The sequence below is a fragment of the Mycolicibacter sp. MU0083 genome (genome assembly GCF_963378075.1).
GTDB lineage: Bacteria > Actinomycetota > Actinomycetes > Mycobacteriales > Mycobacteriaceae > Mycobacterium > Mycobacterium kokjensenii.
The window spans coordinates 2,940,200-2,966,606 of record NZ_OY726394.1; the positions used below are offsets into that span (position 1 = coordinate 2,940,200).

Consider the following 26,407-nt stretch of genomic DNA (forward strand, 5'->3'; position numbering starts at 1 on the left):
GGTTACCAGCGGGTAATGGTCAGACGTCGAGTTCGCAATCGCCGGCAGCGGTGCTGACGCAGGTCTGAATCCGGGCGCCCGGCTCGTGATCGGCGCCGGTACGCAGATCGCGCGCCTGACCCGCGGTCAAGGTCACCACACAGGACTGACAGATCCCCATCCGGCAGCCGAACGGCATCAGCACGCCGGCACCCTCCCCCGCTTCCAGCAGGGTCGTCGCGGCATCCGCGGTCACGCTCTTACCGCTCGCGGCGAAGGTGACCGTGCCACCGCCGTCGGCCGACGCCGCCCGCGCCACGGTGAAACGCTCGATGTGCAGGTGATCGGCGATTCCCGCTGCCGCCCATACCCGCTCGGCGTCACCCAGCATCGCCGCCGGTCCACACGCCCAGGTCTGCCGGTCACGCCAGTCGGGCACCAGTTCGTCGAGCGCGTCGGGCCCGTCGAGCGGCAACCGGCCCTGGTCGCGGGTGGTGCGCAGTTGCAGCCGGTAGCCCGGGTGCGCACTCGCCAGCGCGGCCAGTTCCTCGGCGAACAGCGTCTCGGCGGAAGTGGGCGCGGAATGCAGATGGACGACGTCGGCGAGGGCGCCGCGGCGGGCCAGGGTGCGAAGCATCGCCATCACCGGCGTGATCCCGGACCCGGCCGTCAGGAACAACACCGCGGCCGGGGCGGGGTCGGGCAACACGAAGTCGCCCCGGGGGGCGGCCAGCCGGACCACGGTTCCGGGCGCGACACCGTCCACCAGGTGGCTGGACAGGAAGCCTTCGGGCATCGCCTTCACCGTGATCGCGATGGTGCGGTCGGCGCTGACCGGCGGCGACGTCAGCGAGTACGACCGCCAGCACCATCTCCCGTCGACCAGCAGACCGATCCCGATGTACTGGCCGGCACGGTAGTCGAACTGGAACCCCCAGCCCGGTTTGATGGTCAGCGTCGCCGAGTCCGCAGTCTCGCGGCGCACCTCCAATACCCGGCCGCGCAGCTCGCGCGCCGACCACAGCGGGTTGGCCAGTTGCAGGTAGTCATCGGGCAGCAGCGGCGTGGTGATCTGTGTCGCGATGCGGCGCAACACGTTCCAGGCCCGGTTCCGGTCGGCTCCGACGACGGTCGGCCGCCGGGTATCACCGATGTGCGCGACGATCGCCGCATGCTTCTTAGCCACTAACCTACGGTAACGTAACTTCGCCCGGGCGGCATCAGAGCAGGTCGAGCAGGAATGGCAGCTCCTGCGTCGCATACCAGGCCAGGTCGTGATCCTGCGCATCGCCGACGGTCAACTCGGCGTCCTCGTCGCCGAGGTCGGCGGCATCGATCACCGCGAGCGCCGCGAGGACGGCCGGCTCGGCCGCCGCGTTGTCGACATACGCCGCGATCACATCGGTGAACGCAACCGGCCCGGCCAGCCGGACCACCGCGGTATCCAGGTCGGGGCGCGCGACGGCGTCGGCCACCTCGGCGACCAACACCGCACGGCGGGTGGGTGCGCCCGGTCCGGACGGGTCGGGTTCCGCACCGCCGAGCAGCCGCAGCGAGGCCAGGGCGGCTTCGCCGAGGGCGACCTCGGCCAGTTCGTCGTCGTCGCCGTGCGCGTAGGACTCCCGCAGCGCGGGCGTGACCGCAAAGGCCGTCCCGCTCACCGGCTGCAGCGAACCGTCGGCGACCAGTTGGGCGAGCATCGACAGCGTCGCCGGGATGTAGACCCGCATTCGCCAGACCTTAGCCGCGATCGCAAGCGCGGCGAAGCCGGGCGCCGCGGGTCGCGGCCGTCAAGCCAGCCGCGATCGCAAGCGCGGCGAAGCCGGGCGCCGCGGCGGAACGGGCGAGGACGTAGCCTGCTGTCCAGACGCGTAACGGTTTCACCCCCAGCGACAGGAGTCTCCCGTGTCATTGCCCAGCCAGCCCGCGCCCGGTCTGTCCCGCTACGCCGATCGCCGCGTACTGATCACCGGCGGCGGGTCGGGTATCGGCCAGGCCTGCGTGCTGCGGATCCTCGAGGAGGGTGGCCGGGTGGTTGCCGCCGACATCAGCGCGGACGGCCTGGGCGACACGGTCACCAAGGCCGGTGAGCTGGCCGACCGCCTGTCGACGGTCGTCGTCGACATCGGCGACGAAGACTCGGTCCGCGCGGGCGTGGCCCGGGCCGTCGACGTGCTGGGTGGGCTGGACACCCTGGTCAACGCCGCCGGAATCCTGCGGTCCGCGCACCTGGCCGAGACCACCCTCGCCGACTTCGAGCAGGTGCTGCGCATCAACCTGGTCGGCACCTTCCTCGTCACGCGAGAGGCCATCGCGGCACTGCGCGAGGGCAAAAACCCCGCGGTGGTGAACTTCAGCTCGACCTCGGCGCACTTCGCCCACCCGTACATGTCGGCCTATGCGGCCTCCAAAGGCGGGGTGCTGTCGATGACCCACGCCTGGGCGATGGAGTTCGCCCGCGCGGGCATCCGATTCAATTCGGTTCAGCCCGGCTCCATCTCTTCGGGGATGACCGATGGCTCGGGCGCCTCGCGGCAGAGCATCGGCCCCGGGCTCCCCGAGGACGTGGACTTCACCCTGTTCGGCAAGGTCGCTCCGATGCTGCCGCTGGACGGGGGCGCGATCTTCGCCAACCCGGATGCGGTGGCCGGTGTGGTCGCCATGCTGGGCAGTGACGACGCGTACTTCATCACCGGCACCGAGGTCCGGATCGACGGTGGCTCTCACATGTAGGGATTCACTCGTCGTCCAGCAGGGTGGCGGCGTAGTCGTCGACGTACCGGAACAGTGAGCGGTCCGGACGTTCGTAGAAACCGGTGACGATGGGTTTCTTCGGCAGATCCACCTTCTTGCGCTCCACGTCGCGATAGGGAATCGACTCCAGCAGGTGCGCCATCATGTTCAGCCGTGCGTGGGTCTTGACCTCCGACTCGACCAGGTACCACGGGCTGGAGGCGGTGTCGGTGTGGGCCATCATCTCGTCGCGGGCCTGTGAGTAGTCGTCCCACCGGCGCAGTGCCTCGATGTCCATCGGGGACAGCTTCCACTGCCGCAGCGGGTCGTTGCGCCGTTTGCGGAACCGCCGCAGTTGCTCGTCCTGGGAGACCGAGAACCAATACTTGCGCAGCAGGATTCCGTCGTCGATCAGCAACTGTTCGAATACCGGCGCCTGCTTGAGGAACTGGGCATGCTCTTCGGGGGTGCAGAACCCCATCACCTTCTCCACCCCGGCCCGGTTGTACCAGGACCGGTCGAACAGGGTGATCTCACCGCGGCTGGGCAGGTGCGCGACGTAACGCTGGAAGTACCACTCCCCGCGTTCGCGTTCGGTGGGCGCCGGCAACGCCACGACCCGCACGCTGCGCGGACTCAGATATTCGGTGATGCGCTTGATGACCCCGCCCTTGCCCGCGGCGTCGCGTCCTTCGAAGATCACCACCACGCGGGTCCCGGTCTCACGGACCCATTCCTGCAGCTTGACGAATTCGCTTTGCAGCCGGAGCAATTCCTTCTCGTACACGTCCTCGGCGAGCCGCTTTGCCGCGGCCTTGAATTCGTTGTCGCTCACTGTGCCGCCTCCAGTAGTTCGGCCAAGGCCTCATCCAGCAGTGCCGAAACCATTCCTACGTCACTCATCGCCTTGCGGTCGGCATTGACGCCGTAATAGAGCGTGCCGTTGTAGGACGTCACCCCGATCGTCAACGCCTTGTTGGGCAGCAACGGGGGCACACTGTAGGTCGCGAGCAGCTTCGCACCGCAGACATACAGTTGCCGCTGGGCGCCCGGCGCATTGGTGATCAGCAGGTTGAACACCCGCCCGGAGAACCCGGCGTAGGCGGTCGCGACCCGTACGCCCATGGCATGCAACGTCGGCGGGGCGAAGCCCGCCATCGTCAGGATGGTCCGGGCGTCCACCAACCCGGTCGGGGTGGGATGCGATTCGGTGGCGTAGGCGATCTGCGAGAGCCGGACCACCGGATTGGGTTCTCCGACCGGAAGATCCACCAAGAACGGTGTCACCGCGCCGATGGGCTGCCCCGCCGAATCGACTTCGTGGTCGGAGTACACCGACAACGGCGCCAGGGCCCGCACCGTACGGGTGGATCCGACCGGTTCGCCGCGCGAGAGCAACCAGTTCCGCAGGGCACCGGTGATCACCGCCAGCACGACGTCGTTGATGGCACAGTCGTAGCGGGCCCGCACCGTGCGGTAGTCCTCCAGCGAGCCCTGCGCCACCGTGAAGAGTCGGTTCTGCGACACATGGGTGTTGAGCGGGCTGCGCGGCGCCGTGCCGCGGATCACCGCACGGGCCGTGCCGACGGCTTTGCGGCCGGCCCAGGCCAGCGGACTGCCGACCGTCGACCCCACCGCCCGCAACTGGGTCCGCGGGGCCGCCAGCCAGTCCCCCAGCGCGCCGAAGACCAGCTCGACGGCACCGGGTTCATCCCGCGGCACCCAGATGTCCTCGTCGAACGGCGGGGGGCGCTGGCTGCGGTCCACCAGGACGTGTCCCATGGCCGGTGCAGCCATGCCGTTGACCAGAGCCTGATGCGACTTGATGTAGAGGGCGACCCGGTTGTCGGCCAGCCCCTCGATCAGGTAGGCGGCCCACAGCGGTCGCGACCGGTCCAGCGGTTGTTGGCCGAGACGCGCGATCAGTTCGTGCAACTGCCGGTCACTGCCCGGCGAGGGCACCGCGAGATGACGCACGTGATAGGTGATGTCGAACTCGCGGTCGTCGACCCAGACCGGGCGGGCCAGGTTCATCGTGACTTCGCGGATCGTCTGCCGGTAGCGCGGGATCTGCGGCAGCCGTCGTTCGATGGTTTCCAGCAGTTTCTCGTAGCTCAGGCCGCCGCGGGGATTGCGCAGTATGAACAGGGACTGCACATACATCGGTGTGGTGGAGTTCTCCAACTGATAGAACGAGGCCTCCGACGCCGACAGCCTGCTCACCATCGCGGTCTCTCCTTCCTGCTGACAGAGCCCCGGCCAAAACCGCTACGCCGGCCTCGAATCGGAGAAAAACACTGCCGCTCACGGTAGCCCGCCGTTCGGCAGCGTCGCACCCGAATACCCACCCGGCCGGATTGTGCGATGATCGCGAACACACCCTGCCACTCTCCAGCGGGATCGCCTGTCGGATCGACCCTGGAGAATTGCCGTGTCCACCGTCCCCGCCCCGCCCCGGAGTCCGGCCGTCGCACCGGTGATCGACTACGAACCGCCCGCGCGGGCGACCGTCGCGCGGCGCACCGCGCACGCACCGGCATCGTCACGCTCCGCCCGGCCGCGCCGCGGGCATCCACCGGGAGTCCGGCCCGGCCCGCCTCCCCGCGATGCGACACCCGCCTCGGTGCATGCAGCGGCACGGTTCTGCGACGCGGCACTGCGACGGGTTCTGGAAGTCGTGGATCAGCGTCGGCCGGCAGCGCATCTGTACCCACTGCTCGCCGCCGGTCTCGCCGACTCGGTGCTGGCGGCACGTCCGGCGGCACCACCCGGCCGGGTCGAACCGGCCATCCTGCAGCGAGTGCGGGTGCAGTCGGTCGATTCGGCCGAAACAACCCGTGCGATGGAGGTTTTCGGCACCTACCGACGCGGTCGGCGCACCCACGCACTGGCCTGCCGGATCGAATCGGTCACCGGAACCGGCAACGGTCTCGCCTGGCAGATCGTCGCCCTGCACATCGGCTGATATGCGCGATCGACGCCGCGGATCTCAGCCCTTACGCGGGGTCTTGGGCAGCCGGGAGCCACGGCCTTCCCGGCGAGCCGCTTCACGGCGCTCCCGGCGGGTCCCCGGGGCGGCGGCCTGCAGGTCGCGGTTGCGCCGCACCTGGGCGGAGCCGTCCTCGTCGGGCCCGGAGTAGGTCAGGCCCGCGGCGCCGTCGGCACCGTTGGCACCATTGGCTCCGTCGATTCCCTTGGCGCGCAATCCGAATTCCGCCAACCCCTCGGGGGCGTCCATCGGTGCCACCGTCTGCTTCGGAACGGATTCGACGGCGACGTTGAACAGGAATCCGACCGACTCCTCCTTGAGTCCGTCGAGCATCCCGCGGAACATGTCGAAGCCCTCGCGCTGGTATTCCACCAACGGGTCGCGCTGAGCCATCGCCCGCAGGCCGATGCCCTCCTTGAGATAGTCCATCTCGTAGAGGTGCTCACGCCACTTGCGGTCGAGCACGCTCAGCAGCACACCGCGCTCCAACTCCCGCATGGCCCCGGCGCCGGCGGTCTCGTCGACCTTGGCCTCGCGTGCCGCATAGGCCTTCTCGGCGTCGGCGAGCAGCGCCTCCAGCAGTTCCTCGCGGGTCAGGTCGTCGGCCTCGCCGATATCGTCGGCGTGCAGCAGTTCGTGGTAGTCGATTCCCACCGGATACAGGGTCTTGAGCGCCGTCCACAGCTGCTCGAGGTCCCAGTCCTCGGCGTAGCCCTCGCCGGTGGCGCCGTCGACGTAGGCGGTGATCACGTCGACGAGCATGTCGTGCGCCTGCTCGGCGAGGTTCTCGCCGTCGAGGATCCGCCGGCGCTCGGCGTAGATCACCTTGCGCTGCTGGTTCATCACCTCGTCGTATTTGAGGACGTTCTTGCGGATCTCGAAGTTCTGCTGCTCGACCTGCGTCTGGGCGCTCTTGATCGCCCGGGTGACCATCTTGGCCTCGATCGGCACGTCCTCGGGCAGATTCAGCCGGGTCAGCAGCGACTCCAGCGCCGCACCGTTGAACCGCCGCATCAGCTCGTCGCCCAGCGACAGGTAGAACCGGGATTCGCCCGGGTCACCCTGGCGGCCGGACCGGCCACGAAGCTGGTTGTCGATACGCCGCGACTCGTGCCGCTCGGTACCCAGCACGTAGAGGCCGCCGGCCTCCATCACTTCTTCGGCCTCGGCGGCGGCGGATGCCTTGATCTCGCTCAGCGTGGCGTCCCAGGCGGCCTCGTACTCCTCGGGGGTCTCCACCGGGTCCAGTCCCTGGCTGCGCAGCCGCTGGTCGGCCAGGAAGTCGACGTTGCCGCCGAGCACGATGTCGGTACCGCGGCCGGCCATGTTGGTCGCGACCGTGACCGCGCCGCGCCGGCCCGCTTCGGCGATGATGTGGGCCTCACGCTCGTGCTGCTTGGCGTTGAGCACGTTGTGCGGGACCCGACGCTTGGTGAGCTGCTTGGACAGGTACTCCGAGCGCTCCACGCTGGTGGTACCGATCAGCACCGGTTGGCCCTTTTCGTAGCGTTCGGCGACGTCGTCGACGACGGCGAGGAACTTGGCCTCTTCGGTCTTGTAGATGAGGTCGATCTGGTCGATGCGGGCCATCGGCCGGTTGGTCGGGATGGGCACCACACCGAGCTTGTAGATCTCGTGCAGCTCGGCCGCCTCGGTCTCGGCGGTACCGGTCATACCGGCGAGCTTCTCGTAGAGCCGGAAGTAGTTCTGCAGGGTGATGGTGGCCAGCGTCTGGTTCTCGGCCTTGATCTCCACCCGTTCCTTGGCCTCGATGGCCTGGTGCATACCTTCGTTGTAACGCCGCCCGACCAGCACGCGGCCGGTGAACTCGTCGACGATGAATACCTCGCCGTTGCGGACGATGTAGTCCTTGTCGCGGTTGAACAGCTCCTTGGCCTTCAACGCGTTGTTGAGGTAACTGACCAGCGGGGAGTTGGCGGCCTCGTAGAGGTTCTCGATGCCGAGCTGGTCCTCGACGAACTCCACCCCGACCTCGTGCACACCGATGGTGCGCTTACGCAGGTCCACCTCGTAGTGGACGTCCTTCTCCATCAGCGGCACGATCCGGGCGAACTCGGTGTACCAGTGGGAGCTGCCGTCGGCCGGCCCGGAGATGATCAGCGGGGTGCGGGCCTCGTCGATCAGGATCGAGTCGACCTCGTCGACGATGGCGAAGTTGTGCGGTCGCTGCACCAACTGGTCGAGCGAATGCGCCATGTTGTCGCGCAGGTAGTCGAAGCCGAACTCGTTGTTGGTGCCGTAGGTGACGTCGGCGTTGTAGGCGACGCGACGCTCGTCGGGAGTCAGATGCGACAGGATCACCCCGACCTCCAGGCCGAGGAACCGGTGCACGCGCCCCATCCACTCGCTGTCGCGCTTGGCCAGGTAGTCGTTGACGGTGACGACGTGCACGCCCTTGCCGGAGATCGCATTGAGATAGGCCGGCAACACACAGGTCAGGGTCTTGCCCTCACCGGTCTTCATCTCGGCGACGTTGCCGTAGTGCAGCGCCGCACCACCCATCAACTGCACATGGAAGGGCCGCTGGCTCAGCACCCGCCAGGCCGCTTCGCGGGCCACCGCGAACGCTTCGGGCAGCAGGTCGTCGAGGGATTCGCCGGCTTGGTGGCGCGACCGGAACTCGTCGGTCTTGGCCCGCAACTCCTCGTCGGTGAGCGCCTCCACGCCCTCGGCGAGGGTGTCGATGTAGTCGGCGACTTTCCTGAGCCGTTTGACCATGCGGCCTTCACCAAAACGCAGCAACTTGGACAGCACGGCTATGTCCCCTACTCAGTCTTCGGCATTACGAGCGTCACCCATGGTAGGTGACACCGTCGCCATGGGCGGCAATGCGGCGGCCGAGCAGTGCCTGGGGCGTCGTACCCGCCGTTTCAGTCCAAGCGACGTCAGACCAAACGGATCAGCCCGTAGTCATAGGCGTGCCGGCGATAGACCACCGACGGCTGGTCGGTCTCCTTGTCCTGGAACAAGAAGAAGTCGTGGCCGACGAGCTCCATCTCATAGAGCGCGTCGTCGACGGACATCGGCGTGGCGCTGTGCTCCTTGGTGCGGACGATCTGGCCCGGCCCGTGGTCGTGCGCCTCGTGGTCGCCGGCCGCTTCACGGTGGTCCGGCTCGGCCGTGCCGTCCCGGTTGAACGCGGCAGCCAGGATATCGGCGTCGACCATGCCGGTGGCCTCGGCCACCGACAGCGGGGTCTTGTCGCCGTAGGAGACGCTGCGGCGGCCCTTGTCCCGGCGCAGCCGGCCCTCCAGGCGGTCGAGCGCAGCCTCGAACGCGGCATAGAAACTGTCGGCACGGGCCTCACCTCGGACCACCGGTCCGCGTCCGTGCGCGGTGATGTCGATCTGTTGGCAGGACTTTCGCTGACGGCGATTGTTCGCATGCTTGAGTTCGACGTCGAACAGGCGTATCGAGCGATCCAATCGCTCCAGCCGTGCCAGCTTCTGCGAAACGTAAACCCGGAAATGGTCCGGAATCTCGACATGGCGGCCTTTGACCACGATCTCGGCGTTCGGCCCGTCGGCGTTGTCGTCCAGCTCCGCCGACGCTGCGCTGGTTTCCACAAATTGATTTGCCATGCTCGACACTCTTTCCTGTCGTCTCGACCACGTAACTGCAAGGCCCCCCGCCCTTGATGACGACCGTAGCCATGCCGCGGTGGACGTGCCACCGATTTGGCACACCCATTTGACGGCCGTCTCATACCGATGCGATCACAACCGCTCCGGTTACCGGCAAACCGGCACGACGCAGCACCCGGACCGACTCCGAGAGCGTGGCACCGGTGGTGACGACGTCGTCGATGAGCACGACGTCGCCCGCGGCCATGACCGGATCGCTCAATCCGCGCCGGCGCAGCACGACGCGCCCGGCGACGTTGCGTTCCCGGGCACCGCTGCCCAGCCCGACCGAGTCACGCGCGAACGCCCGCATGCGCAGTACCGGCGCCACCGCCATCCCGCGATGGCGGGCGGCCACGGCGGCGGCCATCCGCGTGATCGGATCACCACCGCGGCGGCGCGCGGCGCTGCGACGTGTCGGGGCCGGCACCAGGGTCAGCGGGAGTTCCAGCATCCGCCAGCACACCAGTCGCTGCAGCGCGGTGCCTACGGTCGCCGCCAGTGGAACGATCAGGTCGCTGCGCCCCCGCTCCTTGACCGCGACGATCGCCTGGCGTCGCGCTCCGGCGTAACGCCCCAGCGCGAACACCGGAACCTGCGGATCCAGCCGCGGGCTGACCAACCTCGGCCCGTCCGGCCCGACGGCCAGCTGGGCCGCGCACACGGCGCACCATCGGGTGCCGGGGGCACCGCAGCCCCCGCACTGCAGGGGCAGCACCGCGTCGAGCATCGTCCGATCATGCCGCCGGGGACCGACCGGCGCTATTCGCCCGCGAGGTCCGCCGACAGGTCGGTGGCAGCGCCGCCGTCGGGCGTCTGGACCTCTGCGATGGGTTCGGGGCGGTCGTCGAATTCCAGGCGAAGCGCCCGGCAGATCGTGGCATGCATGTCATACATGCAGGTGATGTAGGTCAGCTCCATGATCTCGCGGTCGGACAGGTGTGCCTTGAGCACCTCGAACACCTCGTCGGGCACTCGGCCGCCGTCGTAGACCAGGGCGTCGGTGTAGGCGAGCACGGCGCGCTCGATCCCGGAGAAGACATCGGCGACCTGCCAGGACGGCAGCGCCGCGATCTTGCGCTCGGCCATGCCCAGCGAACGCATCTGTTTGCAGTGCTGGGAGAAGACGAACTGACTGCCGCGCGCATAGCCGGCCCGGGCCTGTCCGAGTTCGCGCAGCAGCGGATCCAGCGAGGCGTTGCGGTACAGCGCGAACCCCTGAACGGCGTGGGAGAACACCCGGGGAGCCTGGGCGAACACCGTCCACCAGTCCCCCGGCGTGCCGTGGATGGTGCGGGTGACGCCGGGGGCCGCCGGTGCCGCCGGGTCCACGTCGGCCCCGAACAGCCGGTCGTAGAAGTACAGGATTCGCTCATCGGTCACTTCGGCGCGTGGGATCTCGCGGAGTCGGGGCATGCTCGAGCGTCCTTTCCGGCCCACCGGGGGCTTTCTACTACGTGATGTCGTATTTTGAGTCAAGGGGCAATTGGTCCGCAGTGACGCTAACGTCTGACTCTAAAACCGTGACCCCCCTAACAGTTTCACGAAAATCGTGTCGCGATGCTGTTAGCGTCCGTTCATGAGCACCGATGTAACTCAGGTGAGCGCCTCAGGTGGCGACACGGGCCGCGCACAGGCGCTGGTCGGCAAGGGCTGGGCGCAGGGCGTGGCCCTGGTCATGATCTTCGGATTCCTGGTGATGGGCATCCTCGCCTACCGCACCTACACGGCGTCGATGCCGATGCCCGACAAGGTGGTCAGTGAGACCGGCCAGGAACTGTTCAGCGGCGCCGACATCACCGCCGGCCAACAGCTGTATCAGGCCCGCGGCCTCATGCAATACGGCTCGGTGCTCGGCCACGGCGCCTACCTCGGCCCGGACTACACCGCCGAATACCTGCGACTGGCCACCGAAGACGTCACCGAGCAGTTCAAGGCCCAGGGCGTGGCCAACCCCCACGACGAGGTGGTCAGCGAGTTCCGGACCAACCGCTACAACGCGGACACCAAGACCTTGGTGTTCACCGACAAGCAGGTCGTGGCGTTCAACAACATCGAGAAGTACTACGCCGACTACTTCGGTGAGGAGTCGACCAAGTACGGCCTGCTGCCGCACATGATCACCGAGCCGGGCGAGATCCGCGACCTGACCGCGTTCTTCGCCTGGACCGCGTGGGCTGCCGCGGCCGACCGGCCCGGCCACAACTACAGCTACACCAACAACTGGCCGTCGGAGCCCCGCGTCGACAACGGGCCGACCGGATCGGTCGTGGTGTGGTCGGTGCTGTCGCTGATCATGCTGCTGGGCGGCATCGGCGTCATGTTCACCGTCTATGGACGCTGGAGCCAGAACATCGGCTGGCACGGCACCGAGATGACCAAGCTGCAATTCCGTCAGCCCGGCGAGGTGCCGCTGACCCGCTCGCAGCGCGCCGCGATCTGGATCTTCGCCGTCGTCGCGGTGCTGTTCTTGGCGCAGGTGCTGCTCGGCGGCGCCGTCGAGCACTATCGCGCGGATCTCTCGGCGTTCTACGGGATCGACCTGGCGAAGATCCTCCCCTACAACCTGGCCCGCACCTGGCATCTGCAGTTGTCGCTGTTCTGGACCGCCGCGGCGTTCTTGGCCGGTGGAATCTTCTTGGTGCCCTTCATCACCCGCCGCGAACCCGCCAAACAGTCGGTGCTGGTCTACGGCCTGCTCGGCGCGCTGGCGGTGGTGGTCTTCGGTTCGCTGACCTTCGAGGCGCTGTCGATCTTCGGGGTGATCAAGCCCGGTACCGCGTTCTCGCAGCAGTGGGAGTTCCTCGACCTGCCGCGGCTGTTCCAGGTACTGCTGATCGTCGGATTGTTCCTGTGGATCGTCATCATCTGGCGCGGCATGCGCGCGAAGCTGACGACGACGTCGAAGATGAATCTGCCCTGGCTGTTCTTCTTCACCGGCCTGGCCATCCCGACCTTCTACGCGGTCAGCCTGCTGGCCGGCAGTGAGACGCACTTCTCGGTCGCCGACTTCTGGCGGTTCTGGATGGTGCACCTGTGGGTGGAGGACTTCCTGGAGCTGTTCACCACCGCGATGGTGGCCTACATCTTCGTCCAGCTCGGTGTGGTCCGGGAGCGGGTGGCTCTGCTGGTCATCTTCCTCGACATCATCTTGTACTCCGCCGGTGGCGTGATCGGCACCATGCACCACCTGTACTTCTCCGGTACCCCGGTGGAGCACATGGCGCTGGGCGCGTTCTTCTCCGCCGCCGAGGTCATCCCGCTGACCTTCCTGACCGTGGAGGCCTGGGCCTTCCTGCAGCTCGGCGCCCGCCAGGAAACCGGTGATGAGAACAACTTCCCGGCACGCTGGGCGGTGATGTTCCTGGTCGCGGTCGGATTCTGGAACTTCATGGGCGCGGGTATCTTCGGCTTCCTGATCAACCTGCCGGTGGTGTCCTACTACGAGATCGGCACCGCGCTGACCGCCAACCACGCGCACGCCGCCATGTTCGGGGTCTACGGCATGCTCGCGGTCGCCCTGGCGATGTTCGCCTTCCGGTACGTGATCCCGGCGGACAAGTGGCCGAACAAGCTGGCCCGGATCTCCTTCTGGTCGATGAACATCGGCTTGGCGTGGATGGTCTTCGTGACCCTGCTGCCGCTGGGTGTGCTGCAGCTGTTCCACTCGGTCAACGCCGGCTACTTCGAGGCGCGCTCGCTGGGCTACATCACCCAGCCCGGCAACGCGCTGCTGGAGTGGCTGCGCCTGCCCGGCGACGCGATCGTGATCGTCGGCGGTGTCCTGCCGTTCCTCTGGATCGCCCTGACCGCACTGCGCAATTTCCGCTCCGGCGAGACCGTCGACGAATTGCCGGAGAACGCGCTCTACGTCGAGGTCGCCGCGGATTCCGCGGCCGTGGGCAAGGGCTGACGATGAGCGGGCCGGCGACATGGGTGTGGCTGGTTGCCGGTTACTCGCTGCTGCTGTTGACCTTCGCCTGGGGCTTCGACCGGATGGCCCAGCGGACCTCCGAGCGTGCCGCCCAGTGGCGCACCGGCAAGTTCGTCTACCACGAGGACCACGACGCGTGGAAATGCCCGGAGGACCAGTGGTTGTGGCCCACCTCGTTCGACCCGGAGAACAGGGTGATGCGCTATCGGGCCACACCGTCGATCTGCAACTCCTGCCCGGTCAAGGACACCTGCACCACCTCCGGCCACGGACGGGAGATCAGTCGCGCGGTCGATCCGTGGCCGCATTCGGAGACCGGCCGGTTTCATCGCGGCATCGCCTGCGCGGTAGCGGGTTTCGGGATCGTGCTGCCGGTGGCGACGTTGTTCGTGAACCACACGGCCGCCGACGTGTTGGTGTTGGCTGCGACGATGGCCGTCGTCGCGGCGGGTAGCATTCCCCTGCTGCGGCACCTGTGGAACACCCCCAGCAACGCCCCCGACGACCGACCGCATCGGTCCGTCGCCGAGGACCGGGAACTGACCGTGGAGGCCGCGATTGACCGCTACTCCACCCGGTGGGGCAGCTTTTCCGATGATTCGTCGACCCGGAGGCAGCAGCTGAAGTGAGCGAAGCACTGATGACCGTGCTGGCGCTGGCCCTCGTGGCGCTGGCGGTACTGGCGTACTTCGCACTGAACGTGGTGCGCGAGTACGAGCGCGGCGTGGTTTTCCGGATGGGCCATGTGCGTCCGCTTTACCAGCCGGGCCTGAAGGTCCTGATCCCGTTGGTGGACAAGCTGATCCGGGTCGACCAGCGGGTGGTGACGCTGACCATTCCGCCGCAGGAGGTGATCACCCGGGATAACGTCCCGGCCCGGGTGAACGCGGTGGTGATGTTTCAGGTCACCGATCCACTGAAAGCGATCATGGCGGTGGAGAACTACGCCGTGGCGACCTCGCAGATCGCCCAGACCACGCTGCGGTCACTGCTGGGCCGGGCGGATCTGGACACCCTGCTGGCGCACCGCGACGACCTCAACGCCGACCTGCGCACGATCATCGACAAGCAGACCGAACCGTGGGGTGTACAGGTGCGGGTGGTCGAGATCAAGGATGTGGAGATCCCCGAGTCGATGCAGCGGGCGATGGCCCGCGAAGCCGAAGCCGAACGTGAGCGACGGGCGAAGGTGATCAACGCCCGCGGCGAGTTGCAGGCCTCCGAGGAGCTCAGCCAAGCCGCCGAACGGCTGTCGCAGAACCCCGCATCGCTGCAACTGCGCTACCTGCAGACCCTTTTGGAACTCGGTGCCGACCAGAACTCCACCGTGGTGTTCCCGCTGCCGGTCGACATCATCACCCCGTTTCTGGGTGGCGCCGCCGAGTCGCTGCGCGCCGCCAAGCGCCAATAGGCGCCGGGCCCTACCGCGCGACCATCCCCCCGTCGGGATGAATGGTCTGGCCGGTGATGTAGCTGCCGGCGTCCGACACCAGTAGCAGCACCGGGCCGACCATTTCGTCGGGCTCGGCCAGACGCTGCAGCAAGGTGGCGGACTGCAACTCGGCGATGAATTCCGGCGGATTGTTGCGCACCATGTCGGTGTCGACCGGACCCGGGGCGATCGCATTGACCCGGATTCCCGCCGGGGCCAGTTCCGCGGCCATCGACCGGGTGAAGGAGACCAGCGCGGCCTTGGCGGCCGAGTACATCGCGGTGGCCGGTGAGAAGCTGAAGGCGCCGGCCGACGACACGTTCACGACCGCGGCGTGCGCACTCTTCCGAAGGTGTGGCAGCGCGGCCTGGACCAGGAACACCGGCCCCTGCAGATTCACCCCGAACGACTTGTCCAACGCCTCGGAGGTGATCTCGTCCAGCGGCAGCGCGAGCGCGTTGGCGGCGTTGTTGACGACGATGTCCACTCCGCCGAATCGCTCGACGGTGGCGTCGACGAGGCGCCGGATCCCCTCGACATCGCCGAGGTGGGTGGGCACACCGATCGCCTGGGCGCCGGCCTGGCGCAGTTGTTCGGCGGCCCGCTCGCACGCGTCGGCCTTGCGGCTGGCCACCACCACGTTGGCGCCGGCCGCGGCCAGTCCGTGCGCTACCGACAATCCGATGCCGCGGGTGCCACCGGTCACTATCGCGGTGCGTCCGGTCAGATCGAACAACGCGTTGAGGGCGGCTTTGTCCACTGGGATCTCCTTGTGTCGACCGGGGCGCCTGAAGCCTAGTTCACCGGCGATCGGCAGCCGCTGGACGGATCGGGGCTTAATGCCCTGTGCATGCGCGGGCCGCACCGCTACCGTGGTCAATGCCAGCCAGGGTGCCCCGACGGCTTGGGTGAAAGGACGCGATGTGGTCACAGTCTTTCTGGTCGACGACCACGAGGTGGTGCGCCGCGGCCTGATCGACCTGCTCGGCGCCGACCCCGACCTGGATGTGGTCGGTGAGGCGGGTTCGGTGGCCGAGGCCCTGGCCCGGATTCCGGCCCTGTGCCCGGATGTGGCGGTACTCGATGTCCGACTGCCCGACGGCAACGGGATCGAGTTGTGCCGCGACCTGCTGTCGCGGATGCCGGAGTTGCGGTGTTTGATCCTGACCTCGTTCACCTCCGACGAAGCCATGCTCGACGCCATCCTGGCGGGTGCCAGCGGCTACATCGTCAAAGACATCAAGGGCATGGAGTTGGCCCGCGCCGTCAAGGACGTCGGGGCCGGAAGGTCGTTGCTGGACAACCGGGCCGCGGCCGCGCTGATGGCCAAGCTGCGGGGTGCCGCCGCCAAACCCGATCCACTGTCCGGCCTGTCCGAACAGGAGCGCACGCTGCTGAACCTGCTCGCCGAGGGCCTGACCAACAAGCAGATCGCCGACCGGATGTTCCTTGCGGAGAAGACCGTCAAGAACTACGTGTCGCGGTTGCTGGCCAAGCTCGGGATGGAGCGGCGCACGCAGGCCGCGGTGTTCGCCACCAAACTCGAACGCAGCCGGAATGCCTGACGAGCCACCACAGGACGGCCTGAAACCACTGCGCGACAAGCTTTCCCACCTGCAGCTTCGCGACCTGCTGGCCGGTGTGCAGGATCGTGTCGAACAGATCGTCGAAGGACGCGACCGGCTCGATGGACTGCTCGCGGCGATGCTGGCCGTCACCTCGGGCCTCGAACTCGACGAGACCCTGCAGACCATCGTGCAGACCGCCACCAATCTGGTCGACGCCAAATACGGTGCGCTGGAAGTGCACGACCGCGACCGCCGCATGCTGCACTTCGTCTACGAGGGCATCGACTTCGAAACCTACAATCGGATCGGACAACTGCCCGAGGGGATCGGCATCGTCGGCTTGCTGATCGACGACCCGCACCCGCTGCGACTCGACGACCTGTCCACCCACCCCTTTTCGGTCGGATTTCCGCCGCACCATCCACCGATGCGGACGTTTCTGGGTGTGCCGGTCGGGGTGCGCGACGAGGTCGTCGGCAACCTGTATCTCACCGAGAAGGCCAACGGCCAGCCGTTCACCGAGGACGACGAGGTGCTGGTACAGGCGCTGGGCGCCGCCGCCGGGATCGCGATCGCCAACGCCAGGCTCTACGCCCAGGCCAAGGCACGCCAGTCCTGGATCGAATCGACCCGCGACATCGCCACCGAACTGCTGTCGGGAACCGACCCCACCACCGCGTTCCGGCGGATCGCCGAGGAAGCCAGCAAGCTCACCGGCGCCAGGTCGGCACTGGTCGCGATCCCCCTCGACGTCGACACCGCCGACGGTGAGATCGGCGAGCTGTTGGTGGTCGAAACCATCGGGACGGCAATGGCTTCCCTGTCCGGGGAGACCTTCCCGGTCATCGGCAGCACCCTCGGCGAGGCCTTCACGAAACGGCAGCCGCGGCGCGTCGACCGCTTGAAGCTGCCCGGGGTCGACGAGACCGGTCCGGCGCTGGTGCTGCCGCTGCGCGCAGCCGACGCGGTGGCCGGGGTGGTCGTGGTGGTGCGGCACGGCAGCACGAAGGCCTTCAGTCTCGAACAGCTCGACATGATGGCGGCATTCGCCGATCAGGCCGCGCTGGCCTGGCAGTTGGCCACCACGCAGCGCCGGATGCGCGAACTCGACGTCATCACCGACCGGGATCGGATCGCCCGCGACCTGCACGACCATGTGATCCAACGACTTTTCGCCGTCGGATTGTCGTTGCAGAGCACCCTGCCCCGGACCGCAGACCCCGATGTGCAGGATCGGCTGTCCGACGCCGTCGACGACCTGCAGGCCATCATCGGCGAGATCCGTACCACGATCTTCGACCTGCACGGCGTCTCGTCGGCGGCGACGCCGTTGCGGCAACGACTCGACAACGCGGTGACGCAGTTCTCCGGTTCGGGTCTGCACACCACGGTTCAATTCGTCGGGCCGCTGTCGGTGGTCGAGCCGGGCCTGGCCGACCATGCCGAGGCGGTCGTCTCGGAGGCCGTCAGCAATGCGGTACGGCATTCCGGTGCCACCGCGTTGACCGTGCAGATCAAGGTCGAGGACGACCTGAGCATCGCGGTGACCGACAACGGCCGCGGCATGCCGGAGAGGGTCACCCGCCGCGGCCTGGCGAACCTGCAGCGGCGTGCCGAAGATGCCGGCGGAGAGTTCAGCGTCGAGCCGGCGCCCGGCGGTGGCACCGCGCTGCGCTGGTCGGCGCCGCTGGTCACCTAGCGACGCGCGTCAGGCGTAGACCGCCAGAGCCCGCACCTCCCCGGTTTCCGCACCCGACGGTTCACCGCCCACCCATTCCACGGTGTCGTTCAGACCGCGTCGGGGCGTCGCCGGCAGCGGGTCGGCGTTGATCGGCGCCCAACCCACCCGCAGCAGCATCTGCGGATAGCCGCCGGTTCCGAAGACGTCGCGGCGCACCTCGGCGCGGGTTTCGGCGATCTCCAACGGTTCGGTGACCGGGCAGCTGGCCAGCCCCAGCGCGGTGGCGGTCAGCAACACCACGCTGGTGGCCTCTCCGGCGCGCAGTTGCGCCAGGCGATCGTCGTCCTCGGTGCCCAACGCCAGCATCACCGCACGGTCCTGCCCCGGGGTGGCGCCGGGAGGTTGGGGCAGTTCCGGGTCCGCGAAGAGCCGCCCGGGGATCGGCGCACCGGCATCCGAGGCGGGCACACTGCGCGCCGGCACACCGGCCACCGACCCGTACCGCCCGCTCCAGGTCGTCAACTCGGCGATGTACCCGTAGTCGGTGCGATGCTCGAACACCGCCCGGGCGACCACCGCGTTCAACCGATCCAGTGCGTCGACCCGGCGCAGCATCACTCCCGCCCGAGCGGCTCGGGCACCCATCAGGGCGATGTCGGCGGCGGCTACCGGCCAGCCGCTGAAGTAGCGGCGGTCGGTGCGCCGGCGGGGTATCGCCGCCGCCAGGGTGACGTCGGCCTGTACACAGTCCTGCGCCGCATCCGATGCGCACAGCTCGATCGACGCCAGGTGCTCGGGCCGGTCGGGATCGGGTAGCCGATGGACTCTGACCCGGTGACCCAGCGCAGCGAAGGCCACCACGCAGTGATGCAGTGCCGCACCACAACTCAAGATCATTCCCCGACCATCGGGATCGACGTGGCTCAGCTGCAGATCGGGTTCGACGTAGAGGTCCAGTCGCGGTTCCGGCCGGGTCAGATCCACCCGCCAGCGCCACGGTTGGGAGTTGTGCACCGACGGCGCTCGGCTCGCCAGCTGCAGCGCGGTGCGGATCGTCTCCGGCGACACCGTCGCCTCCGGGCGGTACACAGGTCTATCAGCCACGATCCGGCCCCTTTCTTCCCGCGCGGCCCCGGAACCGAACGCCCCCATACCCTGGGCCCCACGTACTTCACGATCCTCTGCCCACTCGGGCGCGAACAGGGCAGGAAGACCTGCGACCGGGGCCTCGAGCAGGGACTTCTGGCCCTGCTCGACCGGGACGACCGGCCAAACCCCGGCGCCGACGCGGGCCGGGGAGGAGTCGGATCGCCGCTCAGCCGGGCAGGACCGGCAGCGCACCGGCGGCCATGAACGGTGCCACCGGCACCCAGCCCCGCTCGTCCTCGGCGGCCGACGACGACAACGCCAGCACGCCACGCGGATCGGCCACATAGACCGTGGACGGGTCGGCGACGATCGTGGACACCGGCGACTCCAGGTTGCCGCTGGGTGCATCGGAGTTGACCCCGTCGATGTTGACGTAGGACACCGGATGTTTCGGATCGGACCGGCTGACCACGATGTCGTCGGCGGTGCGCCAACTCAGCGATACCGCCGATGATCCCAGCCCGAAACCGAGTCGACGGGGGTAGTGCAGCACGAACTGGCCGCCGGGCATCTGCTCGACGCCGGCCAGGATCACCTGACCGTCGATCACCATCGCCGCCCGCGTGCCGTCCCGGGACAGTTGGAGTTCGCTGATGGGCCCGGGGAACCGGGCGGAGACCGCCCCGGAGTCCACCGGGAACCGGGCCGGGCGGCCGGTGGCCACCTCCTGGATGGCCCGCAGCACGTTGTTGCCGTCGACCACCACCCACACCGCCTCGTCCAGCGACCAACTCGGCCTCGACAGGGTGTGCCCCTCGGCCGCCTGCACGGCCTCGCCGCCGAGGTCACCGATCCACAGCGTGGCCTCGGGATCCCCGGGATGCACCACCACCGAGGCGACCTGACGCCCGTTGCGCGAGAGCGCGCAGGACTGTTGATCGGGTTCCCGGCCGAACGCCCCCGGCACCCGGTTGGCCTGCTGGCCGTCCAGGACGAGCAGTGAACCGCCCACCAGTGCGTGTATCCCGGCCCCGGCGCCGTCGGAGGCGCCCGGGTCGGTGGTGGCGACATCGGAAGTCGTCCACCCCTCGGGGAACCGGTCGTCGAGCGCCGCACCGTCGGCGTTGATAACGTAGGGCCCCTTGATGTCAGCCCGGTCCAGCGTCCAGATCAGTTGCGCGGCAAGCAGTTGCCGAGTGTTCGGGTCGGTGGCGGACAGACTGTCCAGGTCGATCTTCGCTCCGCCGTAGCCGCTGCCCACCCCGCTCTTGCCGCCGTCGGCACGGGTCACCGGGCCGCGCAGTCGCAGCGGTGGCGCCAGCAGGTTGCGCACCCCGGACATCTCCGGTCGCGGCCCGGCGATCAGCTTGGAGACCAGTTCGGTCGCCAACTGATCCGGGTCGGAGACCGCGACGTAACGGGGATCGGGCACGACGGTCTTGCCGGTCGGGTCGACGAAGTACAAGGTGTTGCGTTTGTAGGTGGCCTGGAACTGCTGCCAGTCCAGGAACACCCCGTTGGGCAGCCGATCGATCCGCCAGCCGTCGGGAGTCTTGAGCAGTTCGATCGGTTCGGGGGCCGGCAGTGCGCCCTCGGCGGTCTCGAACACCCCCATGTCCGACAGCGAGCCCAGCATGTCGGCACGCATGGTGACCGCGACCCGGCCGGCACTGCGGGTCTCGACGAACACCACGTTGTCGATCAGCAGCGCGCTGCCGGCGTCGTCCCAGGAATCCGATGCCTCCTGGGTGAGGAACTGCCGGGCGGCCCGGTGCCGGTTGGCCGGATCGGCGGTGGCCTTGAGGAATTCGCGCAACAGGACGTCGGGGTCCATGCCCGGGGTGGGTTTGGGCAGCACCGACGGCGGCGGCGCCTCCACGGTGCCGATCGCCTGCGGCGCCGACGTACTGGGGACCCCGGCGCAGCCCGCCAGCGCGACGACCATTCCCAGTACGACCGACAGCAGCGTCGCCGTCCGCATGCGACGCATCAGCCGATCCTCTCCGCATGTTCGCGCGCCCGCTGACGGCGCTCGCGGCGCTCGGCGGCGCTGACCGGCTTCATCGGCAGGGGGCTGGTGGTGACCTTGTGCCCGCGCACCAGCGGCAGGGTCAGCCGGAAGCAGGCGCCGCGGCCCGGCTCTCCCCATGCCTCCAGCCGGCCCTGGTGCAGCCGGGCGTCCTCGACGCTGATCGCCAGTCCCAGCCCGGTCCCGCCCGAGCGTCGCACCCGCGACGGATCGGCTCGCCAGAACCGGCTGAACACCAGCTTCTCCTCTCCCGGACGCAGCCCCACCCCGTGGTCACGCACGGTGACGGCGACCGTGTCCTCATCGGCGGCCATCCGGATCACCACGGGCCGGTGCTCCGCATGGTCGATGGCATTGGCGATCAGGTTACGCAGAATCCGTTCCACCCGGCGCGGATCGACCTCCGCGATCACCCCTTCGGTCGGCACGTCGACCCGAAGTTCGACGCCGGCGTCGGCGGCCAGGTGCCCGACGTTCTCCAACGCACTGTTGACGGTGGCACGCAGGTCCACCGATTCCACCGACAATTCGGCCACACCGGCGTCGTGACGCGATATCTCCAGCAGGTCGTTGAGCAGCGACTCGAACCGGTCCAGTTCACTGACCAGCAGTTCGGTGGATCGCCGCAGCGACGGCTCCAGCTCGTCGCTGTGGTCGTGGATCAGGTCGGCGGCCATCCGCACCGTGGTCAGCGGGGTGCGCAACTCATGGCTGACGTCGGAGGTGAACCGCCGCTGCAGGTTGCCGAACTCCTCGAGTTGGGTGATCTCCCGCGACAGGCTCTCGGCCATGTCGTTGAACGACACCGCCAATCGGGCCATGTCGTCTTCGCCGCGTACCGGCATCCGTTCGGACAGGTGGCCCTCGGCGAATCGCTCCGCGATCCGCGAGGCGGATCGCACCGGCAGCACGACCTGTCGCGACACCAGCAGGGAGATGCCCGCCAGCAGAACCAACAGCACCAGGCCGCCGGTGACGATGGTGCCGCGGACCATGCTGATGGTGTTGCGTTCGGTACCCAGCGGATAGATCAGGTAGAGCTCCAGGGTGGTGATCCGCGACGTCGTGGGCGTGCCGATCACCAACGCCGGCCCGGCGAAACCTTCGACGTGCACCGGCGCGTACTGGTAGCTGACCTGGCCGGCCTTGACGAATTCCCGCAGCGCGGCCGGCACCTGGTCCACCGGTCCGGCGGTGGTCGCCGCACGCGGCCCCTCACCGGGCACCACCAGCACGGTGTCGAACACGCCCGCGGTTCCGCTTCCGGCGGCCGGGTCGGTCTTGGACATCAACGTGTTGCGCGCCAATTGCAGGCTCGACGTCAGCGACCTGGCCTCTTCCCCGCCGACGATGTCACCGACGGTCACCCGCGCGCGCTCGATCTGCTCGGTCGCCGCGCGGACTTTGACGTCGAGCACCCGATCGGTGATCTGGCTGGTCAGCACGAAGCCGAGTCCCAGAATGACCGCCGCCGACATGCCCAACGTCAACACCACGACACGCAGCTGCAGAGAGCGGCGCCACGCGATCTGCACCGCCCGGCGCAACGTGTTCACCCCGAGCAGCAACGGGCCCGAACGCCGGGGACGCCGCCTGGAACTGAAGATCACGTGCGCAGTTCCCCGGCGGGGATCACGGAGGTCCGGCCTTGTAACCCACTCCTCGGACGGTCAGCACCACAGTCGGGTTCTCCGGGTCTTGTTCCACCTTGGCCCGCAGGCGCTGGACGTGCACGTTCACCAGCCGGGTGTCGGCGGGATGCCGGTATCCCCAGACCTGTTCGAGGAGCACCTCACGAGTAAACACCTGGCGGGGTTTGCGGGCCAGCGCCACCAGCAGGTCGAATTCCAGCGGTGTCAGCGAGATCTGTTCGCCGGCCCGGCTCACCTTGTGCGCCGGCACGTCGATGTCGATGTCGGCGATCGAGAGCATCTCGGCCGGTTCGTCGTCGTTGCGACGCAACCGGGCACGGACCCGGGCCACCAACTCCTTGGGCTTGAACGGCTTCATGATGTAGTCGTCTGCGCCCGATTCCAGGCCGAGCACCACGTCGACGGTGTCGGTCTTGGCGGTCAGCATCACGATCGGCACGCCGGAGTCCTTGCGCAATACCCGGCACACGTCGATGCCGTTCATGCCGGGCAGCATCAGGTCCAGCAGTACCAGGTCGGGCCGCAGTTCGTGCACGGCGGTGAGCGCCTGGGTACCGTCCCCGACGACCGCGGTGTCGAAACCCTCGCCGCGCAGCACGATGGTGAGCATCTCGGCCAGCGAAGCGTCGTCGTCGACGACGAGAATCCTTTGCCTCATGGCGTACATGGTGTCACCCGATCGAGATAAAACCCGGCTACCACACCCGCGTTTCGCGGAGTTACCCGCGCATTTCCGCGACCAACCCGGCCGCCAGCCCGTCCGCGGCGACCTCCGGGCCCACGATCTGCCAGCGTCCGCCGAAGCCGGTTCGCGCCAGCTCCCGATACACCGCGCCGGTGCGGCGCTGTAGTCCGTCATCGCGCTCGTAGGAGTCGCGCGTGCGGGTGGCGTCGTGGTCCTCGCGGCGCCGCGCGCGGTGCGCGGCGAGTTCGGCCGGGACGTCGAGCAGGATCTGCCGATCCGGGGCGGGCAGCCCCAGCCGGTCGAACTCCAGCCGCCGGACCCAGTCCACCACCTCCCCGGCGGCCTCCTGGTGCAGTCGGGCCGCACTGTAGGCGGCGCTGGAGGCCACGTAGCGGTCCAGGATCACCACGTCGTTTCCGGCGCACAGCGCCAGGATCTCGTCCTTGGCGCCGGCGCGGTCCAGGGCGAACAGCATCGCCATCGCGTACACCGAATCCGCCAGGTCACCGTGCCGGCCGTGCAGTGCTTCGGCGGCCACATCCGCGGTCACCGAGACGCCGTAGCGCGGGAACGCGCACGTGGCCACCGACTTCCCGGCCGCCTCGAGGGCCGTGCGCAACCCCTGGGCCAGGGTGTTCTTGCCGGCGCCGTCAACGCCTTCGATCGCGATCAGCACGGCGGGAAGCCTATCCGAGCGAACACAAAAGCCCCCATCTCCAGGCCGGAATGGGGGCTTTTGTGACTGTTCGCGAAGGAAATCAGTACCGGTAGTGGTCCGGCTTGTACGGGCCCTCGACGTCGACGCCGATGTACTCGGCCTGGTCCTTGGTCAGCTTGGTCAGCGTGCCGCCGAGCGCCTCGACGTGGATGCGGGCCACCTTCTCGTCCAGGTGCTTGGGCAGTCGGTAGACCTCGTTGTCGTACTCGTCGCCCTTGGTCCACAGCTCGATCTGCGCGATCACCTGGTTGGAGAAGCTGTTGCTCATCACGAACGACGGGTGCCCGGTGGCGTTGCCCAGGTTGAGCAGCCGGCCCTCGGACAGCACGATGATCGACTTCCCGGTGTCGGGGAAGGTCCAGACGTCGACCTGCGGCTTGACGTTCATCCGGGTGGCGCCGGAGCTCTCCAGCGCGGCCATGTCGATCTCGTTGTCGAAGTGGCCGATGTTGCCCAGGATGGCCTGGTTCTTCATCGCCTTCATGTGCTCGAGGGTGATGATGTCCTTGTTGCCGGTGGTGGTGACGACGATGTCGGCCTCACCGATGGCCTGCTCGACGGTCTGCACGTCGTAGCCCTCCATCAGCGCCTGCAGGGCGTTGATCGGGTCGATCTCGGTGACGGTCACCCGGGCACCCTGGCCCTTGAGGGAGTCCGCACTGCCCTTGCCGACGTCGCCGAAGCCGCAGACCAGCGCCTTCTTGCCGCCGATGAGCGCGTCGGTGCCACGGTTGATGCCGTCGATCAGCGAGTGCCGGCAGCCGTACTTGTTGTCGAACTTGGACTTGGTGACCGAGTCGTTGACATTGATCGCCGGGAACACCAGTTCACCGGCGGCGGCCAGCTGGTACAGGCGCAGCACGCCGGTGGTGGTCTCCTCGGTGACACCCTGGACCGACTCGGCGATCTTGGTCCACTTGGTCTTGTCGGTCTCGTAGCGCTCACGCAGCCGGGCCAGGAAGACCTTCCACTCGTGCGAGTCGCCCTCTTCGGCGGGCGGCACCACGCCGGCCTTCTCGTACTGGGCGCCGCGCAGCACCATCATGGTGGCGTCGCCGCCGTCGTCGAGAATCATGTTCGCCGGCTCGCCCGGCCAGGTCAGGGCTTCCTCGGCGCACCACCAGTACTCCTCCAGCGTCTCGCCCTTCCAGGCGAAGACCGGGGTGCCCTTGGGCTCCTCGACGGTGCCGTGCGGCCCGACGACGACCGCGGCGGCGGCGTGGTCCTGGGTGGAGAAGATGTTGCACGACGCCCAGCGGACCTCGGCGCCGAGGTCGACCAGGGTCTCGATGAGCACCGCGGTCTGGATGGTCATGTGCAGCGAACCGGTGATCCGGGCACCCTTGAGCGGGTTGACGCCGTCGTATTCCCTACGCAGCGCCATCAGGCCCGGCATCTCGTGCTCGGCCAGCCGGATCTCCTTGCGGCCGAACTCGGCCAGCGACAGGTCTGCGACCTTGTAGTCGATCCCGTTGCGGCTGTCCGCGGTCAAACTCATCAGTACGCCCCCGTTAGGTTGGGTGAATTTAGGCTCCGGTACAAGCTACCGGCGCAGGTCCGAGAACGCTCGGGCGGGTCAATCGACGTCCACGACCCCGTAGGCCTCGGCTGCCGGGGTGAACAATCGAGCCAGGTCGGCGGCCACGTCGTGATCGGCCTCCGGCGGCATGGAGACGTAGCTCATCGCCAACCGGACCACCGCCCGGGCCAGGATGCCCGCATCGTCCTGGCTGACCTTGACCCAGCTGTGCATGAACGACGACGTCAGCCGTTGCGAACTGCGGGCGATGATCGGCCCGCTGTCGGTGGTGATGATCTGCAGCAGGTCGGGCTTGGCGGCCCCGGTCAGCAGGGAGATCACCAGCGGGTCGGCGGCCGAATCGGAGAAGAAGGACCGGAAGCCGTCCAAGAACGCGGCGTGGATGTCGCCGACGTTGTGGGACATCGCGCAGTCGACGGCGTCGACCAGGCGGTCGGCCAGCCGGATCGCATACCCCTGCGCCAGGCCCTGCCGCGAACCGAATTCGTTGTAGATGGTCTGCCGGCTGACCCCGGCGGCCTCGGCCACCGCGGCCAGCGTGATCGCCGACCAGTCGCGGCCGGTCAGCAGTTCCCGCATCGCGTCGAGCACCGAGTCGCGCAGCAGCGCCCGGGAGGCCTCGGCGGCAGGAATGCGTTTCACCGTCGTCAGGTTAGCGCTTGCCCCGCCGTGGCCCGCAGGTCCGTATAACTTGGGAGCACAACGCACTCAGGGATGGGCACGACCGCGATGAC

23 protein-coding genes are annotated in these 26,407 nt (G+C 68.1%); 7 read left to right on the forward strand and 16 right to left on the reverse strand.

Going from position 1 to position 26,407, the window contains the following annotated elements; translation table 11 throughout:
- Positions 1-19: 19 nt before the first annotated feature.
- Positions 20-1,165, reverse strand: coding sequence for a ferredoxin reductase (locus RCP38_RS13760; RefSeq protein ID WP_308473494.1), 1,146 nt, complete (start codon positions 1,163-1,165; stop codon positions 20-22).
- 34 nt (positions 1,166-1,199) lie between these two features.
- Positions 1,200-1,709: a DUF6912 family protein gene (locus RCP38_RS13765; protein WP_308473495.1), complete on the reverse strand. Its 510-nt coding sequence runs from the start codon at positions 1,707-1,709 to the stop codon at positions 1,200-1,202.
- Between the two features lie 205 nt (positions 1,710-1,914).
- Between RCP38_RS13765 and RCP38_RS13770 the strand changes: the two genes are divergently transcribed.
- Positions 1,915-2,712, forward strand: coding sequence for an SDR family NAD(P)-dependent oxidoreductase (locus tag RCP38_RS13770; protein WP_373692518.1), 798 nt, complete (start codon positions 1,915-1,917; stop codon positions 2,710-2,712).
- Positions 2,713-2,716: 4 nt separating this feature from the next.
- Here the strand turns inward: RCP38_RS13770 and ppk2 are convergent, their stop codons facing one another.
- Positions 2,717-3,547, reverse strand: coding sequence for a polyphosphate kinase 2 (ppk2, locus tag RCP38_RS13775; protein ID WP_308473496.1), 831 nt, complete (start codon positions 3,545-3,547; stop codon positions 2,717-2,719).
- Positions 3,544-4,938: a WS/DGAT/MGAT family O-acyltransferase gene (locus RCP38_RS13780; protein WP_308473497.1), complete on the reverse strand. Its 1,395-nt coding sequence runs from the start codon at positions 4,936-4,938 to the stop codon at positions 3,544-3,546. Before RCP38_RS13780 ends, ppk2 begins: the two co-directional genes overlap by 4 nt.
- Positions 4,939-5,143: 205 nt before the next feature.
- On the opposite strand from RCP38_RS13780, the gene RCP38_RS13785 reads away from it, so the two are divergent.
- Positions 5,144-5,677, forward strand: coding sequence for an Rv3235 family protein (locus RCP38_RS13785; RefSeq protein WP_308473498.1), 534 nt, complete (start codon positions 5,144-5,146; stop codon positions 5,675-5,677).
- Positions 5,678-5,701: 24 nt separating this feature from the next.
- Here the strand turns inward: RCP38_RS13785 and secA are convergent, their stop codons facing one another.
- The 4 genes from secA to RCP38_RS13805 form a co-directional block, all read right to left on the reverse strand.
- On the reverse strand, positions 5,702-8,476 hold the full coding sequence (gene secA / locus RCP38_RS13790) for a preprotein translocase subunit SecA (RefSeq protein WP_308473499.1): 2,775 nt from the start codon (positions 8,474-8,476) through the stop codon (positions 5,702-5,704).
- Positions 8,477-8,607: 131 nt separating this feature from the next.
- Positions 8,608-9,303, reverse strand: coding sequence for a ribosome hibernation-promoting factor, HPF/YfiA family (gene hpf / locus RCP38_RS13795; RefSeq protein ID WP_308473500.1), 696 nt, complete (start codon positions 9,301-9,303; stop codon positions 8,608-8,610).
- 121 nt (positions 9,304-9,424) lie between these two features.
- Positions 9,425-10,075 (reverse strand): ComF family protein, encoded by a 651-nt coding sequence (locus RCP38_RS13800; protein WP_308473501.1) that lies wholly within the window; start codon positions 10,073-10,075, stop codon positions 9,425-9,427.
- Positions 10,076-10,107: 32 nt separating this feature from the next.
- Entirely contained in the window at positions 10,108-10,761 is a 654-nt protein-coding gene (locus RCP38_RS13805) for a carboxymuconolactone decarboxylase family protein (RefSeq protein ID WP_308473502.1), read from the reverse strand.
- A gap of 163 nt (positions 10,762-10,924) precedes the next feature.
- On the opposite strand from RCP38_RS13805, the gene RCP38_RS13810 reads away from it, so the two are divergent.
- The 3 genes from RCP38_RS13810 to RCP38_RS13820 are packed head-to-tail and all read left to right on the forward strand — an operon-like array spanning position 10,925 to position 14,690.
- Complete coding sequence (locus RCP38_RS13810) at positions 10,925-13,258, forward strand: nitric-oxide reductase large subunit (protein ID WP_308473503.1); 2,334 nt, start codon at positions 10,925-10,927, stop codon at positions 13,256-13,258.
- A 2-nt stretch (positions 13,259-13,260) separates the two neighbouring features.
- The gene (locus RCP38_RS13815) at positions 13,261-13,908 is read left to right on the forward strand and encodes a hypothetical protein (protein WP_308473504.1); all 648 of its coding nucleotides are present in this window, start codon (positions 13,261-13,263) and stop codon (positions 13,906-13,908) included.
- Positions 13,909-13,919: 11 nt separating this feature from the next.
- The gene (locus tag RCP38_RS13820) at positions 13,920-14,690 is read left to right on the forward strand and encodes a slipin family protein (RefSeq protein WP_308477296.1); all 771 of its coding nucleotides are present in this window, start codon (positions 13,920-13,922) and stop codon (positions 14,688-14,690) included.
- Positions 14,691-14,700: 10 nt separating this feature from the next.
- On the opposite strand, the gene RCP38_RS13825 is transcribed toward RCP38_RS13820, so the two are convergent.
- Entirely contained in the window at positions 14,701-15,471 is a 771-nt protein-coding gene (locus RCP38_RS13825) for an SDR family NAD(P)-dependent oxidoreductase (protein WP_308473505.1), read from the reverse strand.
- 163 nt (positions 15,472-15,634) lie between these two features.
- Between RCP38_RS13825 and dosR the strand changes: the two genes are divergently transcribed.
- Positions 15,635-16,276: a hypoxia response regulator transcription factor DosR/DevR gene (gene dosR, locus RCP38_RS13830; RefSeq protein WP_308473506.1), complete on the forward strand. Its 642-nt coding sequence runs from the start codon at positions 15,635-15,637 to the stop codon at positions 16,274-16,276.
- Positions 16,269-17,978: a GAF domain-containing sensor histidine kinase gene (locus tag RCP38_RS13835; protein ID WP_308473507.1), complete on the forward strand. Its 1,710-nt coding sequence runs from the start codon at positions 16,269-16,271 to the stop codon at positions 17,976-17,978. The genes dosR and RCP38_RS13835 overlap by 8 nt, the downstream gene beginning before the upstream one ends.
- A gap of 9 nt (positions 17,979-17,987) precedes the next feature.
- Here RCP38_RS13835 and RCP38_RS13840 read toward each other — a convergent pair whose 3' ends face one another.
- From RCP38_RS13840 to alkX, 7 genes are all read right to left on the reverse strand, one after another.
- Positions 17,988-19,064 carry an Acg family FMN-binding oxidoreductase gene (locus RCP38_RS13840; RefSeq protein WP_308473508.1) on the reverse strand — a complete coding sequence of 359 codons (1,077 nt, stop codon included), beginning with the start codon at positions 19,062-19,064 and terminating at the stop codon, positions 17,988-17,990.
- Positions 19,065-19,275: 211 nt separating this feature from the next.
- The gene (gene lpqB / locus RCP38_RS13845; protein ID WP_373692519.1) at positions 19,276-21,030 is read right to left on the reverse strand and encodes an MtrAB system accessory lipoprotein LpqB; all 1,755 of its coding nucleotides are present in this window, start codon (positions 21,028-21,030) and stop codon (positions 19,276-19,278) included.
- Positions 21,031-21,038: 8 nt separating this feature from the next.
- Positions 21,039-22,688: an MtrAB system histidine kinase MtrB gene (gene mtrB / locus RCP38_RS13850; protein WP_308473510.1), complete on the reverse strand. Its 1,650-nt coding sequence runs from the start codon at positions 22,686-22,688 to the stop codon at positions 21,039-21,041.
- 22 nt (positions 22,689-22,710) lie between these two features.
- The gene (gene mtrA / locus RCP38_RS13855; protein ID WP_019737852.1) at positions 22,711-23,397 is read right to left on the reverse strand and encodes a two-component system response regulator MtrA; all 687 of its coding nucleotides are present in this window, start codon (positions 23,395-23,397) and stop codon (positions 22,711-22,713) included.
- Between the two features lie 52 nt (positions 23,398-23,449).
- On the reverse strand, positions 23,450-24,091 hold the full coding sequence (locus RCP38_RS13860; RefSeq protein WP_308473511.1) for a dTMP kinase: 642 nt from the start codon (positions 24,089-24,091) through the stop codon (positions 23,450-23,452).
- An 82-nt stretch (positions 24,092-24,173) separates the two neighbouring features.
- A complete protein-coding gene (gene ahcY / locus RCP38_RS13865; RefSeq protein WP_308477297.1) occupies positions 24,174-25,634 on the reverse strand; it encodes an adenosylhomocysteinase in 1,461 nt (486 codons plus the stop codon).
- A gap of 75 nt (positions 25,635-25,709) precedes the next feature.
- A complete protein-coding gene (alkX, locus tag RCP38_RS13870; RefSeq protein ID WP_308473512.1) occupies positions 25,710-26,315 on the reverse strand; it encodes a TetR family transcriptional regulator AlkX in 606 nt (201 codons plus the stop codon).
- Positions 26,316-26,407 lie beyond the last annotated feature (92 nt).

Coding starts and splice junctions, on each gene's coding strand:
- mtrA (WP_019737852.1), bottom strand. CDS start 23,397: ATGTACGCCATGAGGCAAAGGATTCTCGTCGTCGACGACGACGCTTCG.
- RCP38_RS13765 (WP_308473495.1), bottom strand. CDS start 1,709: ATGCGGGTCTACATCCCGGCGACGCTGTCGATGCTCGCCCAACTGGTC.
- lpqB (WP_373692519.1), bottom strand. CDS start 21,030: ATGCGGACGGCGACGCTGCTGTCGGTCGTACTGGGAATGGTCGTCGCG.
- RCP38_RS13810 (WP_308473503.1), top strand. CDS start 10,925: ATGAGCACCGATGTAACTCAGGTGAGCGCCTCAGGTGGCGACACGGGC.
- RCP38_RS13835 (WP_308473507.1), top strand. CDS start 16,269: ATGCCTGACGAGCCACCACAGGACGGCCTGAAACCACTGCGCGACAAG.
- hpf (WP_308473500.1), bottom strand. CDS start 9,303: ATGGCAAATCAATTTGTGGAAACCAGCGCAGCGTCGGCGGAGCTGGAC.
- RCP38_RS13780 (WP_308473497.1), bottom strand. CDS start 4,938: ATGGTGAGCAGGCTGTCGGCGTCGGAGGCCTCGTTCTATCAGTTGGAG.
- RCP38_RS13800 (WP_308473501.1), bottom strand. CDS start 10,075: ATGCTCGACGCGGTGCTGCCCCTGCAGTGCGGGGGCTGCGGTGCCCCC.
- RCP38_RS13815 (WP_308473504.1), top strand. CDS start 13,261: ATGAGCGGGCCGGCGACATGGGTGTGGCTGGTTGCCGGTTACTCGCTG.
- RCP38_RS13805 (WP_308473502.1), bottom strand. CDS start 10,761: ATGCCCCGACTCCGCGAGATCCCACGCGCCGAAGTGACCGATGAGCGA.
- RCP38_RS13820 (WP_308477296.1), top strand. CDS start 13,920: ATGACCGTGCTGGCGCTGGCCCTCGTGGCGCTGGCGGTACTGGCGTAC.